General features: G+C 60.1%; 17 protein-coding genes. 10 read left to right on the top strand and 7 right to left on the bottom strand.

The window, feature by feature from the left end; all coding sequences use genetic code 11:
• The first annotated feature begins 70 nt into the window (after positions 1–70).
• Both KL786_RS08575 and sthA read left to right on the top strand, forming a co-directional pair.
• Positions 71–1,084 carry an FAD:protein FMN transferase gene (locus KL786_RS08575; protein WP_215517321.1) on the top strand — a complete coding sequence of 338 codons (1,014 nt, stop codon included), beginning with the start codon at positions 71–73 and terminating at the stop codon, positions 1,082–1,084.
• A gap of 190 nt (positions 1,085–1,274) precedes the next feature.
• Positions 1,275–2,669 (top strand): Si-specific NAD(P)(+) transhydrogenase, encoded by a 1,395-nt coding sequence (sthA, locus tag KL786_RS08570; protein WP_024074093.1) that lies wholly within the window; start codon positions 1,275–1,277, stop codon positions 2,667–2,669.
• 42 nt (positions 2,670–2,711) lie between these two features.
• On the opposite strand, the gene KL786_RS08565 is transcribed toward sthA, so the two are convergent.
• Together KL786_RS08565 and KL786_RS08560 are read right to left on the bottom strand one after the other, a co-directional pair.
• Positions 2,712–3,434, bottom strand: coding sequence for a glycerophosphodiester phosphodiesterase (locus KL786_RS08565; protein WP_029300106.1), 723 nt, complete (start codon positions 3,432–3,434; stop codon positions 2,712–2,714).
• Positions 3,435–3,478: 44 nt separating this feature from the next.
• Positions 3,479–4,063 (bottom strand): PilZ domain-containing protein, encoded by a 585-nt coding sequence (locus tag KL786_RS08560; protein ID WP_032863301.1) that lies wholly within the window; start codon positions 4,061–4,063, stop codon positions 3,479–3,481.
• Between the two features lie 94 nt (positions 4,064–4,157).
• On the opposite strand from KL786_RS08560, the gene KL786_RS08555 reads away from it, so the two are divergent.
• Genes KL786_RS08555 through KL786_RS08545 form a run of 3 tightly spaced genes read left to right on the top strand, consistent with a single transcriptional unit; the run spans position 4,158 to position 7,404 of the window.
• Positions 4,158–5,408 carry a lipoprotein-releasing ABC transporter permease subunit gene (locus KL786_RS08555; protein WP_215517320.1) on the top strand — a complete coding sequence of 417 codons (1,251 nt, stop codon included), beginning with the start codon at positions 4,158–4,160 and terminating at the stop codon, positions 5,406–5,408.
• Positions 5,409–5,415: 7 nt separating this feature from the next.
• On the top strand, positions 5,416–6,099 hold the full coding sequence (gene lolD / locus KL786_RS08550) for a lipoprotein-releasing ABC transporter ATP-binding protein LolD (RefSeq protein WP_167360824.1): 684 nt from the start codon (positions 5,416–5,418) through the stop codon (positions 6,097–6,099).
• 60 nt (positions 6,100–6,159) lie between these two features.
• Entirely contained in the window at positions 6,160–7,404 is a 1,245-nt protein-coding gene (locus KL786_RS08545) for a lipoprotein-releasing ABC transporter permease subunit (protein WP_169992488.1), read from the top strand.
• Positions 7,405–7,510: 106 nt separating this feature from the next.
• On the opposite strand, the gene KL786_RS08540 is transcribed toward KL786_RS08545, so the two are convergent.
• Positions 7,511–8,872: a heavy metal sensor histidine kinase gene (locus tag KL786_RS08540; protein WP_286675708.1), complete on the bottom strand. Its 1,362-nt coding sequence runs from the start codon at positions 8,870–8,872 to the stop codon at positions 7,511–7,513.
• Positions 8,872–9,552, bottom strand: a complete 681-nt coding sequence (locus tag KL786_RS08535) for a heavy metal response regulator transcription factor (RefSeq protein WP_032863294.1) — start codon at positions 9,550–9,552, stop codon at positions 8,872–8,874. The genes KL786_RS08540 and KL786_RS08535 overlap by 1 nt, the downstream gene beginning before the upstream one ends.
• Positions 9,553–9,708: 156 nt before the next feature.
• On the opposite strand from KL786_RS08535, the gene copI reads away from it, so the two are divergent.
• Both copI and queF read left to right on the top strand, forming a co-directional pair.
• Complete coding sequence (gene copI, locus KL786_RS08530) at positions 9,709–10,233, top strand: copper-resistant cuproprotein CopI (RefSeq protein WP_032863293.1); 525 nt, start codon at positions 9,709–9,711, stop codon at positions 10,231–10,233.
• Positions 10,234–10,300: 67 nt separating this feature from the next.
• Positions 10,301–11,131 (top strand): NADPH-dependent 7-cyano-7-deazaguanine reductase QueF, encoded by an 831-nt coding sequence (gene queF, locus KL786_RS08525; RefSeq protein WP_215517318.1) that lies wholly within the window; start codon positions 10,301–10,303, stop codon positions 11,129–11,131.
• Positions 11,132–11,267: 136 nt separating this feature from the next.
• Here queF and KL786_RS08520 read toward each other — a convergent pair whose 3' ends face one another.
• The gene (locus tag KL786_RS08520) at positions 11,268–11,534 is read right to left on the bottom strand and encodes a DUF4404 family protein (RefSeq protein WP_154843437.1); all 267 of its coding nucleotides are present in this window, start codon (positions 11,532–11,534) and stop codon (positions 11,268–11,270) included.
• A gap of 110 nt (positions 11,535–11,644) precedes the next feature.
• Positions 11,645–12,256: an HAD superfamily inactivated hydrolase PcrP gene (gene pcrP / locus KL786_RS08515; protein ID WP_215517317.1), complete on the bottom strand. Its 612-nt coding sequence runs from the start codon at positions 12,254–12,256 to the stop codon at positions 11,645–11,647.
• Positions 12,257–12,452: 196 nt separating this feature from the next.
• On the opposite strand from pcrP, the gene KL786_RS08510 reads away from it, so the two are divergent.
• Positions 12,453–13,139: an MlaA family lipoprotein gene (locus KL786_RS08510; protein WP_032863289.1), complete on the top strand. Its 687-nt coding sequence runs from the start codon at positions 12,453–12,455 to the stop codon at positions 13,137–13,139.
• Positions 13,140–13,199: 60 nt separating this feature from the next.
• Here the strand turns inward: KL786_RS08510 and KL786_RS08505 are convergent, their stop codons facing one another.
• Positions 13,200–13,496: a PilZ domain-containing protein gene (locus KL786_RS08505; RefSeq protein ID WP_032863288.1), complete on the bottom strand. Its 297-nt coding sequence runs from the start codon at positions 13,494–13,496 to the stop codon at positions 13,200–13,202.
• 277 nt (positions 13,497–13,773) lie between these two features.
• On the opposite strand from KL786_RS08505, the gene rssB reads away from it, so the two are divergent.
• Entirely contained in the window at positions 13,774–14,955 is a 1,182-nt protein-coding gene (rssB, locus tag KL786_RS08500) for a two-component system response regulator RssB (protein WP_032863287.1), read from the top strand.
• The gene (rssC, locus tag KL786_RS08495; protein ID WP_032863286.1) at positions 14,955–15,437 is read left to right on the top strand and encodes an anti-sigma factor antagonist RssC; all 483 of its coding nucleotides are present in this window, start codon (positions 14,955–14,957) and stop codon (positions 15,435–15,437) included. Before rssB ends, rssC begins: the two co-directional genes overlap by 1 nt.
• The last annotated feature ends 92 nt before the right edge of the window (positions 15,438–15,529 follow it).

Here is a 15,529-nt window from a genome sequence, read left to right as displayed (position 1 = left end):
ATGGCCCGCCCCGAAAATATGCTTGAGTGCGGCTTCATTCAGTTTCAGTAGCGATAAGGGTGTGTGGCCTATGGGCGGTTTGCGATACGTAGCGGTGGGGGCTTTGCTGGCGATCTTGGCGGGCTGTGGCAACGGTGAGGTGCTGGAGGCGTTTGGCGGCCCGACCATGGGCAGCTTGTATTCGATCAAATACGTGCGCACCCCCGGTACGCCGGTGGCCGGGGTTGTCCAGCCGCAGGTCGAGAGCATCCTTGCCGAGGTCGACCGGCAGATGTCGACCTATCGCAGTGATTCCGACATCGAGCGCTTCAACGATCTACCGGCCAACAGTTGCCAGCCGATGCCCGAGCCGATCCTGCACCTGGTGCGCACCGGCGAGCAGTTGTCCCAGGCCAGTGGCGGCGCTTTTGACCTGACGGTCGAGCCACTACTGAACCTGTGGGGCTTCGGTCCCCAGGCGCGGCAAGTAAAGGTCCCGGACCCCATGGCATTGGCCCTGGCACGCCAGCGCGTCGGCCATCAGCATCTGCGCATCGAGGCTGGCCAGTTGTGCAAGGATGCGGCGGTTCAAGTGGACTTCAACAGCATCGCCGCCGGCTACACGGTGGACCGGATTGCCGGGCGGCTTGAGCAGTTGGGTATTCAGCGGTACCTGGTCGAAGTGACTGGCGAACTCAAGGCCGCCGGGCGCAAACCCGACGGTACGCCCTGGCGTGTGGCCCTGGAAGAACCGCGTGATGACCAGCAGGTCGCCGAGCGGATTATCGCGGTGGACGGTTTCGGCGTATCGACTTCAGGTGACTACCGCAATTATTTCCAGCAGGATGGTCGCCGCTATTCCCACACCCTCGATGCCCGCAGCGGGGCGCCGATCACCCATCACCTGGCGTCGGTCACGGTGCTGGATCCTTCGGCGTTGATGGCCGACGGTTTGTCCACATTGCTGTTGGTGCTGGGGCCTGAAGAAGGCTGGGACTATGCAGAAAAACACCGAATTGCGGCTTTTTTTGTGATGCGTGAGGGGGAAGCTTTCGTCACACGCAGCAACAAAGCGTTCGAACAACTGACCCCGGTCAAGCCGTAATCAATACGGTGTAGTAAAGGCAAAACTGGCCTACGACGCGACCAAGGGTTAATGTGCGCGGCGTTGAGCCTTATATAGACTGTGCCCCGGCTCACACACCTGAGCCTATTTGATCCTTCATGACCGCTGGCCGCGGCATGATTTAGCCAGGCGCCCAACCGTGCGCCCTGGCCTGTTCTGAGGAGTACGCATGGCTGTCTACAACTACGACGTGGTGGTACTGGGTTCCGGCCCAGCTGGAGAAGGTGCGGCGATGAACGCCGCCAAAGCTGGGCGCAAGGTGGCGATGGTCGATAGTCGGCGTCAGGTCGGCGGTAACTGCACCCACCTGGGCACCATCCCGTCCAAGGCCCTGCGTCACTCGGTGCGCCAGATCATGCAGTTCAACACCAACCCGATGTTCCGGGCCATTGGTGAGCCGCGTTGGTTCTCGTTCCCGGACGTACTGAAAAGCGCCGAGAAGGTGATTTCCAAGCAAGTTGCCTCGCGTACCGGCTACTACGCCCGTAACCGCGTCGACCTGTTCTTTGGTACCGGCAGCTTTGCTGACGAGCAAACCGTCGAGGTGGTCTGCGCCAATGGCGTGGTCGAGAAACTGGTGGCCAAGCACATCATCATCGCCACCGGCTCGCGCCCGTATCGCCCGGCGGATATCGATTTCCACCACCCGCGTATCTACGATAGCGACACCATCCTCAGCCTGGGCCACACCCCGCGCAAACTGATCATCTATGGCGCCGGCGTGATTGGCTGTGAATACGCCTCGATCTTCAGCGGCCTGGGTGTACTGGTGGAGCTGGTGGACAACCGCGACCAGTTGCTGAGCTTCCTCGACTCGGAAATTTCCCAGGCGTTGAGTTACCACTTCAGCAACAACAACATCACCGTGCGCCACAACGAGGAATACGACCGCGTTGAAGGCCTGGACAACGGGGTGATCCTGCACCTCAAGTCCGGTAAGAAGATCAAGGCCGATGCCTTGCTCTGGTGCAATGGCCGTACCGGTAACACCGACAAGCTGGGCATGGAAAACATCGGGGTCAAGGTCAACAGCCGTGGCCAGATCGAGGTGGATGAGAACTATCGCACCTGCGTCACCAACATCTACGGTGCGGGCGATGTGATCGGCTGGCCGAGCCTGGCCAGTGCCGCCCACGACCAGGGCCGTTCGGCTGCTGGCAGCATTGTCGACAATGGCAGTTGGCGCTACGTGAATGATGTGCCGACCGGGATCTACACGATTCCCGAGATCAGCTCCATCGGCAAGAACGAACACGAACTGACCAAGGCCAAGGTGCCTTACGAAGTGGGCAAGGCGTTCTTCAAGAGCATGGCGCGTGCGCAGATCGCCGGCGAGCCGCAAGGCATGCTGAAGATCCTGTTCCACCGCGAGACCCTGGAAGTGCTCGGCGTGCATTGCTTCGGCTACCAGGCCTCGGAGATCGTGCACATCGGCCAGGCGATCATGAACCAGCCGGGTGAGCAAAATACCTTGAAGTATTTTGTGAACACCACGTTCAACTACCCGACCATGGCCGAAGCCTATCGGGTTGCCGCGTACGACGGCCTCAACCGGCTTTTTTGAGCGGCTCCGGCCGGTGGCCTGAGCCGGCCGGGGAGACCGATTTCAGTAATTCCCGAGAGTGGCAGTGGCCAAACCGGGAAAGTCTGTAATCAGGCTATCTACGCCGAAGTCGGCGAGCCTGCGCATCAGCGCGGGTTCGTTGACTGTCCACACGGACACGTGCAGGCCCTGGCGCTGGGCTTTTTCCAGTCGCTCAGGGGTGCACAGCGTCCAGTTCAACGCCAGAATCTCACAGCCGTAGTTCTGCGCGACCTTCAGCGGGTCGAGCCAGGCATATTCGGCGACCAGTCCACGGGACAGGTCCGGCGTCAGGTCCAATGCGGCCTTCAACACTTCCCGCGAGCTTGAGGTCACGGTGACCTTGTCCAACAGGCCAAACCGCTGGGCCATTTCCCGAATCGCCAGCACGGTGGTCGCGGCGCGGGTGCGCGAGGCGCTTTTGACTTCCAGTTGCCAGTGGTCGAAGTCGCACTTTTCGAACAGCTCTTCCAGGCGTGGGATCGGGCAGGGGGTGACCCAGCCCGGGCCGCCCTTGCGCGCGTCCATCTTCACCAGGTCGGCGGCGGAGTATTCCACCACCTTGCCACGGCGGTCGGCGGTGCGCTTGAGGGTCGGGTCGTGGATCACCATCAACTCGCCGTCCATGGACAGGTGCAAGTCCAGTTCGCAACGGCGCACGCCGTGCTTGAGGCATTGCTGGAAGCTGGTCAGGGTGTTTTCCGGTGCTTCGCCTTTGGCGCCGCGATGGCCATAAATCAGGGTCACAGATGCTCCTTTGCGCCAGGTGTCCTGGCTGGATATATACGAAATCAGGTGTCTAGGCCGTCGTTTTGTTCGCGGGCCAGGCGCCGTTCCTGGGCCTGTTTTTGCAAAATGTAGCGGGCCAGCAACTGGCGCTGGGCGTCGGTCATGGACTCGAACTCGGTGCCAACGTCGAAGCCGCTGCCTTTGGGGTCGCAATGGGTGACTTTGGCTCTTAGCAGCAGGCCAAGGGCCTGGGGCATCAGCACCAGCTTGACCGCCAGGTGGCTGCCCGGCGGCAGTGGCGTGGGGTGCTGGAAGTCGATGCCGCCTTCGGAGATGATCACCGGCTGCGGCGCGCCGATCTCGCCTAGCAGGCTTTGCGCCATGACCTGGCTGAGTAAATCCATGCGTTTGTTCTGCACCTTGAGGAAGGCAGCGAGGGTGCGGTCGCGCTCGCCAAGCTGGCGCAGCAGGTGCTGGGATTCGAATTCGCTCAGGTGCAGTTCACTGAGCAGATTGAACAGTGGGGAATCATCCAGCAACACTTCCTTGCTCACCGCTTGGGCGGCAGGCAGGCTTTTGATTTGAAGTGCGATCATGTCGTCGATACGGTAGTATTCGCGGCGATCTTCTTCATCTAATGTCGTCATGGCGAACCCCAGGTAACGGTAATGGTCTGAGTGTAAAGCTGCTTACCAGACCCCGCCACCGGGACGTCTTCTTTTCCTCCGAACAAGCCCCGACATGTTCAGACCTCTCTTCGTATTTATCGGCACGCGTTATACCCGTGCAAAGCGTCGCAATCATTTTGTGTCGTTCATTTCCCTGACCTCCATGATCGGACTCGCCCTGGGCGTGGTCGTGATGATCGTGGTGCTATCGGTGATGAATGGCTTCGATCATGAGATGCGCACCCGCGTGCTGGGCATGGTGCCCCACGCGACCATCGAGTCCGGTGAGCCCCTGGCTGACTGGCAAGGCCTGGCCGATAAGGTCAAGCAGAACCCCAAGGTGCTGGCCGTCGCGCCGTTTACCCAGATGCAGGGTCTGTTGACCAACGATGGCAAGGTGCAGAAAGTCCTGCTCAATGCCATCGATCCGGCGCAGGAGCGCAAGGTCTCGATCATTGACCAGTTCATGCAGCAGGGCCAACTCGATGCCCTTACGCCTGGCAGCTTCGGCATCGTCATTGGTGACCGCGCAGCAGCCAAGCTGGGCGTGGCCATCGGCGACAAGCTGACCTTCGTCGCCCCAGAAGTCACGGTGACTCCGGCTGGTATGTTCCCGCGCATGAAGCGCTTTACCGTGGTCGGCATCTTTCATGTCGGTGCCGGCGAGATCGACGGCTTCCTCGGCTTGACCAACCTTACCGACCTGGCCCGCCTGCACCGCTGGAAGCCGGATCAGGTGCAGGGCCTGCGCCTGAAATTCAACGACTTGTTCGAGGCCCCGCGCGGTGTCTGGGAAATCGCCCAGCAGTTGGGTGAAAGCCAATACTATGCCCGCGACTGGACCCGTACCCACGGCAACCTGTACCAGGCGATCCGCATGGAAAAAGCCATGATCGGCCTGTTATTACTGCTGATTGTCGCGGTGGCGGCCTTCAACATCATCTCCACCCTGGTGATGGTGGTGAACGACAAGAAGGGCGATATCGCCATCCTGCGCACCCTCGGCGCCACGCCGGGGCAGATCATGGCGATCTTCATGGTCCAGGGTACGGTGATTGGCGTAGTCGGCACCTTGATCGGCACGGTGGTGGGGATTTTCGCCGCGCTGAACGTCAGCGCCGCCATCGCCGGTGTCGAAACCCTGATCGGACACAAGTTTCTCAACGCCGACGTCTACTTCATCGACTATTTGCCATCCCAGGTGCAGAGCCAGGATGTGTTGATGGTGGGCGGTGCCGCGTTGGTCCTGAGTTTCCTTGCCACCCTGTATCCAGCCTGGCGCGCGGCACGTACCCAGCCGGCGCAGGCTTTACGTTATGAGTGAATCGGGCATGAGTGAAAAAGCAATCCTGAGCTGCCGCAACCTGGGCAAATCCTACGAGGAAGGCCCGGAATCGGTGGTGGTGTTGTCCAACCTGCAGCTTGAACTCCACCCTGGCGAGCGCGTGGCGATCGTCGGCAGTTCCGGCTCCGGCAAAAGTACCTTGCTCAACCTGTTGGGCGGCCTCGATACGCCGTCCCATGGCAGCGTGTGGCTGGCCGGTGAAGAACTCTCGGCCTTGAACGAGAAGGCCCGTGGCCAGTTGCGCAATCGCTCCCTGGGCTTTGTGTATCAGTTCCACCACTTGCTGCCAGAGTTCACTGCCCTGGAAAACGTGTGCATGCCGCTGTTGATCGGCAAGACCGCGATCCCGCAGGCTCGCCAGCGTGCCACGGCGTTGCTGGAGCGCGTTGGCCTTGGCCATCGCCTGGAGCACAAACCGGCAGAGTTGTCCGGCGGCGAGCGCCAGCGTGTGGCGATTGCCCGTGCCCTGGTGAACAACCCGGGCCTGGTGATGCTCGACGAGCCGACCGGTAACCTCGACTCCCACACTGCCCAGGGCATCAAAGACTTGATGTTGGAGCTGAGCACCCAGATGCGCACCGCGTTCCTGGTGGTGACCCATGACATGAGCATGGCCCGGCAGATGGACCGTGTGCTGCACCTGCAGGAAGGTCATCTGGTCGCCATCTGACCTGTTTCAAGCCCGGGCCCTCGTGCCTGGGTTTTCTATTTTTCCAGGCGGTGCAAGCGAATGTTCAGACCGTTATCGATTTTCATCGGCACGCGCTATACCCGCGCCAAGCGCCGCAACCGTTTTGTCTCGTTTATCTCGATGACCTCGATGATCGGCCTCGCCCTGGGCGTGCTGGCGATGATCGTGGTGTTGTCGGTGATGAACGGTTTCCAGCGGGAAATGAGCTCACGCATCCTTGGCATGGTGCCGCACGCCACCATCGTCGGCGTCAACCCGATCAGCGACTGGCAACCGGTGGCGGCGGCGGCCCTGAAGAACCCGGAAGTCACGGCGGCCGTGCCGTTCACCGAAATGGAAGGCATGCTGTCGTACAAGGGCTCGATGCAGCCGATCCAGATCAGTGGCATTGATCCGGCCCAGGAAGGCAAGGTGTCCATCGTCACCCAGCATATCGTCCAGGGAAGCCTGGAAAACCTGCAGCCGGGTGAGTTCGGCGTGGTGATCGGGGAAATTACCGCGCGCCGTTTCCGCCTGAATGTGGGCGACAAGTTGACGTTGATCGTCCCGGAAATCAGCACTGCCCCCGGCGGCATCACCCCGCGCATGCAGCGTTTGAACGTGGTGGGCGTGTTCAAGGTCGGTGCCGAGCTGGATGGTTCGATGGCCCTGATCCACGTCGCCGATGCCGCACAAATGCTGCGTTGGCAGCCCAACCAGGTGCAAAGCGTGCGCCTGGCGGTCAAGGATCTGTATGCGGCGCCCAAGGTTTCGGCGGATATCGCCACCGGCCTCGGCGCAGCCTATAAGGCGGACGACTGGACCCATACCCAGGGCAGCCTGTTCAGCGCGATGAAGATGGAAAAGACCATGATCGGCCTGTTGCTGCTGATGATCGTGGCTGTCGCGGCTTTCAATATCATCGCCACGCTGATCATGGTGGTGAACGACAAGGGCGCGGACATCGCGATCCTGCGCACCATTGGCGCCACGCCGCGGCAGATCATGGCGATCTTCATGGTCCAGGGCACGGTGATCGGTATCGTCGGCACCCTGATTGGCGGCGTACTGGGGGTGATTGCCGCGCTCAACGTCAGTGAACTGGTGGGCTGGATGGAGCGCGTGACTGGGCAGCATATCTTCAGTTCGGACGTGTATTTTGTCAGCAACCTGCCTTCGGAACTGCAAGGCGGCGATGTGTTGCTGATTTGCAGTGCCGGGTTTGTGTTGAGCTTTTTGGCGACAATCTACCCGGCGTATCGCGCGGCGAAGATTGAGCCGGCGCATGCCCTGAGATATTCGTAGGTTTTGAGATCGCTATCGCAGGCAAGCCAGCTCCCACATTTTGACGGTATTCACAAATCAAAATGTGGGAGCGGGCTTGCTCGCGATGAGGCCCGCCCAGCTTGCATCAATCCCCCTTGGGCAACTCAATCACAAACCGCGTCCACCCCGGCTGTGACTCACAGAAAATCCTCCCCCCATGCGCCCGCACTATCGACTGGGTAATCGCCAACCCCAGCCCCGCATGCTCACTACTGCCTTCATGCCGTGCCGGATCCACGCGGTAGAAGCGGTCAAACAACTTGGTCAACAACCCCTGGGGAATCCCGGTTCCGGTGTTTTCCACGCTCAGGTTCACGCCCTGGGCGTTTTCGCTGATCCTCACCCGTACTTCACCGCCCGGCGGGGTAAAGCGCAGGGCATTGTCCAGCAGATTGGAAAACGCCCGGCGCAGCATGCTGCGGTCACCGGCGGCGCTGGCGCTGCCGTCGCGCAACAGGTTGACCTGGGCATCCTCGGCCAATGGCGCGAAGAACTCCAGCAAGGCATCTACCTCGTCGGCCAGGGCCAGGGGCTCGCGTCTGGGGTTGAGTAAACCGTGGTCGGCCTTGGCCAGGTACAACATGTCATTGACCAGTTGGGCCATCCATTGCAGTTCTTCCAGGTTGCTGTGCAGCGCTTCGCGGTAGTCCTCCAGCGGCCGAGGCTGAGTAAGGATGACCTGGGTCTGGGTCAGCAGGTTTGATAAAGGTGTGCGCAGTTCGTGGGCGATATCGGCGGAGAATGCCGAAAGCCGCTGGAACGCATCGTCCAGGCGGCTGAACATGGCGTTGAAGGCCTGGGCCAGTTCCGCCAGTTCGGCCGGCATCTGTTCCTGGGGCAGGCGCTGGGTCAGGGAGTGGGCGCGCACGCGGCTGGCCACTTCGGTCATCCGCCGCAGGGGCCGCAGCCCGCTGCGTGCGGCCCAGGCGCCGAGGAGCGCGGTTGCCAGGGCAGACAGGCCGACCGTCAGCCAGATCAGGTGTTGCATGCGTTGCAGGAAGTGTTGGTGATGGGTGATGTCCAGCATCAGGATCAACTGCGCGGAGCCCGGTTTGCCTGGGTTCAAGGGGGCGTTGTACACCCGGTAATTGGTGCCGGCGTTTTGCAGGCTGTGCAGGCCGGGTGTGGTGGGCAGTTCGGCGGGAATGCGCGGTGAGCTGTCAAACCAGCGCTGGCCATCGGCGGCATTGATGCGCACGGACAGGTCGGGTTGATGGCTCAGTTCGTCTGCCAGTGCGCCTTGGCGCTGGGCGAACAGCGCCTGGGAATCGGCGTCTTGCAGGGCGCTGCGCAGGGCCATCAGCTTGCTGTCGAGCAGTTGCTGGTCCAGTTCGATGAAGTGCTTTTCGCTGGCCTGGCTGAACAACACGCCTGCCAGCAGCGAGACCACGGCGGTGCAGCCGGCAAACAACAACGCCAGGCGGCTGGACAGGGAGATGCGTTTCATCAACTGAACCGCTCTTCCAGCACATAGCCCATGCCGCGTACGGTGTGGATCAGCTTGTTGGGAAAACCGTCATCGATCTTCAAGCGCAGGCGGCGAATGGCCACTTCGATGATATTGGTGTCGCTGTCGAAGTTCATGTCCCAGACCTGGGAGGCAATCAGCGACTTGGGCAGCACTTCGCCCTGGCGGCGCAGGAGCATTTCCAGCAGGGCGAACTCCTTGGCGGTCAAGTCGATGCGCTGGTTGCTGCGCTCCACGCGACGCCGGATCAAGTCCAGGCGCAAGTCGGCCAGGTGCAGGCTGGTCTCCTGGGGTGTGCTGCTGCCCCGGCGCAACAGGCTGCGCACCCGGGCCAGCAGTTCGGAGAACGCGAAAGGCTTGACCAGATAATCATCGGCGCCCAGCTCCAGGCCGTGGACCCGGTCCTCGACCGCATCCCGCGCGGTCAGAAACAATACCGGGATTTCCAGACCGGCACTGCGCACCGCCTGGAGAATTTGCCAGCCAGTGCGACCCGGGAGCATCACATCGAGGATCAGCAAGTCGTAGTCGCCGGTCAGCGCCAGGTGCTGGCCGGTGGTGCCGTCGGCCACCAGTTCGGTATTGAATCCGGCTTCGGCCAGGCCCTGGCGCAGGTATTGGCCGGTTTTAGGTTGGTCTTCGACGATCAGCAGTTTCATAGGCAACTCATGGCAACGGGTAGCAGCGGGCTTTATACCGTGCGCACCGGGGGACTGGCACAACCTGACAATTTTGTAATCTAGCAGTCAGGTAGCTGGCAGCGGTGCATTATTAGAGTGTCCCACAGGCTGTTCCTATACCTTCGGAGGATAAACATGTTTTTGCGTAAATCTTGGTGGTTGGCAAGTTGCCTGCTGGTGTTGAGCGTCCCGGCACTGGCCGATGGCGCCCACACTTTCGCGTTTGGCGAGGCTGCGCCGGCAACCAAGGCCACTCGTACAGTGGAGGTGGTGCTGCAGGATATTTCCTTTGCCCCTACGTCTCTTGACGTAAAAGCAGGTGAGACGGTGCGCTTTGTGCTGGTCAACAAGGGCCAGTTGCTGCACGAATTCAACCTGGGTGACGCGACCATGCATGCCGATCACCAGAAGGAAATGCTCAAGATGCAGGCCAGTGGCATGCTGACCGCCACCGGCATGGGCCAGATGGACCACGCAGCCATGGGCCATGGCGACATGGGCGGCATGAAACATGACGATCCCAATAGCGTGCTGGTGGAGCCGGGCAAGAGCGCCGAACTGACCTGGACCTTCAGCAAGGCCGGTGCGCTGGAGTTTGCCTGCAATATCCCCGGGCACTATCAGGCAGGGATGGTCGGCAAGCTGACTATCAGCAAGTAAACCCGGAGCTCAAAGGCGGGAGCAAAGGCTGTTAGACTGGCGGGGTTTATTTAGCCAGGTTTCCGCCATGCATCCCGCAGCCGAACATTCGCCGCTGGGCAAGTCCAGTGAATACATCTCCACTTACACCCCTTCATTGCTGTTCCCGATTCCGCGCGCGGCCAAGTGGGCCGAGCTGGGCCTGAGCGCCGAGACGCTGCCCTATAAAGGCGTGGATTTCTGGAACTGCTTTGAATTGTCCTGGCTGCTGCCCTCTGGCAAGCCGGTGGTGGCTATCGGTGAGTTCAGCATCCCGGCTGACTCGCCGAACATCATCGAGTCGAAATCTTTCAAGCTTTACCTCAACTCGTTGAACCAGACGCCGTTTGCCGACGTGCCAAGTCTTGAGGCGACCCTGCGCGTGGATCTGAGTGCGGCAGCCGGTAAGTCGGTAGGCGTGCGCATTCGCAGCCTGGCCGAAGTGGAAGGCGAAGGTGTGGGCAGCCTGCCGGGCGTGTGTATCGATGAGCTGGATATCAGTGTCAGCAACTACGAGCACCCACGGCCGGAACTGCTGCGCTGTGACGATTCCCGCGTGGTGGAGGAGAGCGTGCATAGCCATCTGCTCAAATCCAACTGCCCGGTGACCAGCCAGCCGGATTGGGGCAGCGTGGCGGTGGAGTACCGCGGCGCGGCGCTGGATCACGCCAGCTTGTTGGCGTACCTGGTGAGTTTCCGCCAGCACTCGGACTTTCATGAGCAGTGTGTGGAGCGGATCTTTCTCGACCTGCAGCGGTTGCTCAAGCCTGAGAAATTGACGGTGTATGCGCGGTATGTGCGTCGGGGCGGGTTGGATATCAACCCGTATCGCAGTACCGAGGATGTGGCGTTCAAGAACCTGCGCCTGGCCCGGCAGTAAGCTTCACATCCAACAAATGTGGGAGCTGGCTTGCTTGCGATAACGGTCTTTCAGTCAACAATCAGGTGACTGATACACCGCCATCGCAGGCAAGCCAGCTCCCACATTGGGTTCTGGGCTTGGCTTGGGATTTGGGTCAGATGCCCATATTGCCCAAGGCCACCACAATATTGCGCAATGTCCCGGCAATGCCCGGATGGTCCAGTTCGAAACGTTCGACTGCCAGGTTCACATCATCGGCGATGCTGGGTGGCTGAGTGGCAGGCTCCAGTTCCAGTTGCACTTCAAACTTGGCAATCAAGGCTTCCAGCGCTTCGCGTTTTTCGAGCGGCAGGGGCGGCTCCTGATTCAATTGCTCGCGCAGGATGGAGACCTGTTCTTGCAGTTTTTCGCGGGCAGGCATGACGTTCTTCCTTTTATCGATAGGCACTGGCATAGACCACGGCACGCCGAGAAAGGTCTACGGGATGACCTGTAGATTAATCCACTGGCAGCAACTGTGCATGATCTTGATCAGGGCTTCTCGCCTTTGAGCCGGCGCAGGCCGATGTCTGCCAGGCACGTGCCCAAGTCACCCAGATGATCGATCACCGAGTGCACGCCCAGCCCGTACAGCGCGACGGTGGCCTTGGCGCGTTTGTGTTCGCGCGCCTGTTCGCTCAGTGCCTGCCATTGGGTCGGAGAGAGCCCGCACAATGACCCGCAGGACGCCAGCCCAATCGTCCAGAGCCCGGCGTTGAGCCCCGCTTGCAGCAGTCGCGGCTCGCCACTGACCAGCACGCAGCCATCCAGGCGTTCGATGTTGAGGTCCATCAGGGCTTGCCAGCAGGCATGGGGCGCAGGCCAGGGCGTGGTGGCGGGGCGGGTGCCCTGGAGCCACTGCGGCAGGGCTGCGGCCAGCGGTGTCGTGACGGTGGGCGGCAGTTCATCCAGCCAGGCACAGGGGGTGCCTTGATCATTGAGCCATTGCAGAATTTTCAGGGCGCCAGGGGTGGCCAGGGTTTCGCTCGCGGGTACGGAGTCAGCATGGGCCATGGAACCGAAGTCCACCAGGCAACCACTGAGGCCAAACAACACGGCGGTCAAGGAGGGGGCGTTGTCTGCAACGATCTGGGGGTGAGGCATTTCGACGTCCCTGAAAATAGCTGTGACGCTATCGGAGGTCCGTGACAGGCAGATGACATCTGATGAGATTGTGGGGAAATTGTACATTTTCTGAATGACAATTCCTTCAAGCTGCCTAATCTTACACTTACGTCATATACTGGCGGCCTTATTCAGGGCATAGCGCCCGTGACAAATCAATCAAGGAGTTCAAGCTATGCGCTGGAGCCAGTGTCTTGCTCAACTATCCGTGTGTGCCAGCGTCCTGCTGGTGCCTTTCGCCGCCCAGGCTGCGGAAGAGGATCCGTGGGAAAGCATCAACCGCCCGATTTTCACCTTCAACGATACCGTTGATACCTACGCACTCAAGCCTTTGGCCCAGGGCTACCAGTTCATCACCCCGCAATTTGTCGAAGACGGTATCCACAACTTCTTCCGCAACATCGGCGATGTAGGCAACCTGGCCAACAACGTGCTGCAACTCAAGCCCCATCAGGCCGGTGTCGATACTGCGCGCCTGCTGGTCAACACCACGTTTGGTGTGTTGGGCTTCATTGACGTCGGCACCAAAATGGGGCTGCAGCGCAGTGATGAAGACTTCGGCCAGACCCTCGGCTACTGGGGCGTAGGCAGCGGTCCCTACGTGATGCTGCCACTGCTGGGCCCAAGCACCCTGCGTGATGCGCCGTCCAAGTACGTCGACAGCTACACCGAACCGTACCGCTATATGAACGACATTCCATCGCGCAACAGCGCCTTTGGCCTCGATATCATTGATACCCGCGCCAGCCTGCTGTCGGCGGAAAAGCTGATCAACGGTGACAAATACACCTTTATCCGCAATGCCTACCTGCAGAACCGCGAGTTCAAGGTAAAAGACGGCAATGTGGTGGATGACTTTTAAGGCACATGCCTTGAATGAAAAAGGCGGCCTTCGGGGCCGCCTTTTTTGTGTGCATTGATTTCAGTACATCTTGAGGATTTTCAGGCCCAGGTGCTGGTCGTCGCCTTCTTTGCGGGCCCATACCACCTCAGTGTCGGCTTCCAGGCCTTTGAGCGCGGCGTGCTCTGAGTCGATGCGCACCTTCAGTTGGTCACCCACATTGAATGGGTGCTGCGCCTGAACCTGCATTCCAGAGCTGGAGAGGTCCAGGCAGACCCCGGCAATCTCCTGCCCGGCATGGATCAACGACACGCCAGCATCCACACGCATGCGGATGAAATCGCGCTTTTCTGCATAGTCACGTTCATTTGCGCTCATAGGTTTCATCCGTCCATTGCGTTGTGGTTTTGCCTGTTCTTATAACTCCCGGTGATTTGCGATGTAAAGACGCCCAGCGACCATCGGCATGAGCTTGAAACCCCTGACGGATGGGAGTACCGTCTGCGCCTTAGAAGGGCACCTCTGCTTTACCTTTGTGCGTCGGTTAAAAGCGCATGTTTTGTAGGACAGAGAGGCTAGAAAGCGAATCCAGTAGTGCGAGCCGGGCCATTGCCTGACTGCCTACGCCAACCTAATTCTGGCGCCGTTTGCCCACATGCAGAAAACCAGTGCCACGCTGCTGATAATCGATGACGACGAAGTAGTGCGCGCGAGTCTCGCGGCCTATTTGGAAGACAGTGGCTTCAGCGTCCTGCAGGCCGGCAATGGTCTTCAGGGTCTCCAGGTGTTCGAGCGCGACCAGCCCGACCTGGTGATCTGCGACCTGCGCATGCCCCAGATGGGCGGCCTTGAGCTGATCCGCCAGGTGACCGAGCTTGCCCCACAGACACCCGTGATTGTCGTGTCCGGTGCCGGGGTGATGAACGACGCCGTGGAAGCCTTGCGCCTGGGCGCCGCCGATTACCTGATCAAGCCCCTGGAAGACCTGGCCGTACTGGAGCACTCGGTGCGCCGTGCGCTGGATCGTGCCCGCCTGTTGCTGGAAAACCAGCGCTACCGCGAGAAGCTCGAAACCGCCAACCGTGAACTCGAAGCCAGCCTCAACCTGCTCCAGGAAGACCAGAACGCCGGTCGCCAGGTGCAGATGAACATGCTGCCGGTGAGTCCGTGGAGCATCGACGAGTTCCAGTTCGCCCACCAGATCATTCCGTCGCTGTACCTGTCGGGTGATTTTGTCGACTATTTCCGTGTGGATGAGCGCCGGGTCGCGTTTTATCTGGCCGACGTCTCCGGACACGGTGCTTCCTCCGCTTTTGTCACCGTGTTGTTGAAGTTCATGACCACACGGTTGTTGTTCGAATCCAAGCGCAATGGCACCTTGCCAGAGTTCACCCCCTCGCAAGTGCTGGGCCACATCAACCGGGGCCTGATCAGCTGCAAGCTGGGCAAGCACGTGACGATGGTAGGCGGCGTGATTGACGAAGAAACCGGTCTTTTGACCTATAGCATTGGCGGTCACCTGCCATTGCCGGTTTTATACACTCCAGACAGTGTGCGTTATCTGGAAGGGCGTGGTCTGCCGGTTGGCTTGTTCAATGAAGCCACCTATGAAGACCACATCCTGGAACTGCCGCCGGCCTTCAGCCTGACGCTGATGTCCGACGGCATCCTGGACCTTCTTCCAGAGCCTACACTCAAGGAGAAAGAAGCCGCCTTACCCCAACGGGTCAGGTCGGCGGGCGGCAGCCTGGATGGTCTGCGGCAGGTTTTTGGATTGGCCACGCTAGGGGAGATGCCGGATGATATCGCCCTATTGGTGTTGAGCAGGAATCTTTGATGAGTACCGGAAGAATCCAATTCGCCGAACAAGAAGGGACCTTCGTCCTGAAATTTGTCGGTGAAGTGCGCCTGACCTTGTGTTCGGCGCTGGATGCAACGATTGAGCGGATTTTCACAGCCTTGAACTTCTCGGCGATCGTGATCGATCTGACCGAAACCCGCAGCATCGATAGCACCACCCTTGGGCTGTTGGCCAAGTTGTCCATTCTGTCTCGGCAGAAGGTCGGACTGCTGCCGACCGTCGTCACCACCCACGAAGACATCACTCGGCTCTTGCAGTCGATGGGTTTCGATCAAGTGTTCAACATCGTTGACCGCCCGATCCCGTGCCCGGAATGCCTGACCGACTTGCCCTCCCAGGACCAGTCCGAGGAAGTGGTACGACTCAAGGTGCTGGAGGCGCACAAGATCCTGATGGGCTTGAACGAATCCAACCGCGAAGCGTTCCACGACCTGGTCAACGCCCTGGAGCGCCACTGATCTGACTGTTGGAGCACGGTCAAAATGTGGGAGCTGGCTTGCCTGCGATAGCGCCAGCCCAGCCAACACATACTGAACGGTACAAAAAAGGG

Origin of the sequence: Pseudomonas sp. TAE6080, from assembly GCF_018732265.1 — a bacterium.
GTDB classification, from domain to species: Bacteria; Pseudomonadota; Gammaproteobacteria; order Pseudomonadales; family Pseudomonadaceae; genus Aquipseudomonas; species Aquipseudomonas brenneri.
Note: the sequence above shows the minus strand (reverse complement) of the source record. Positions and strands in the feature narration are given on the sequence as shown.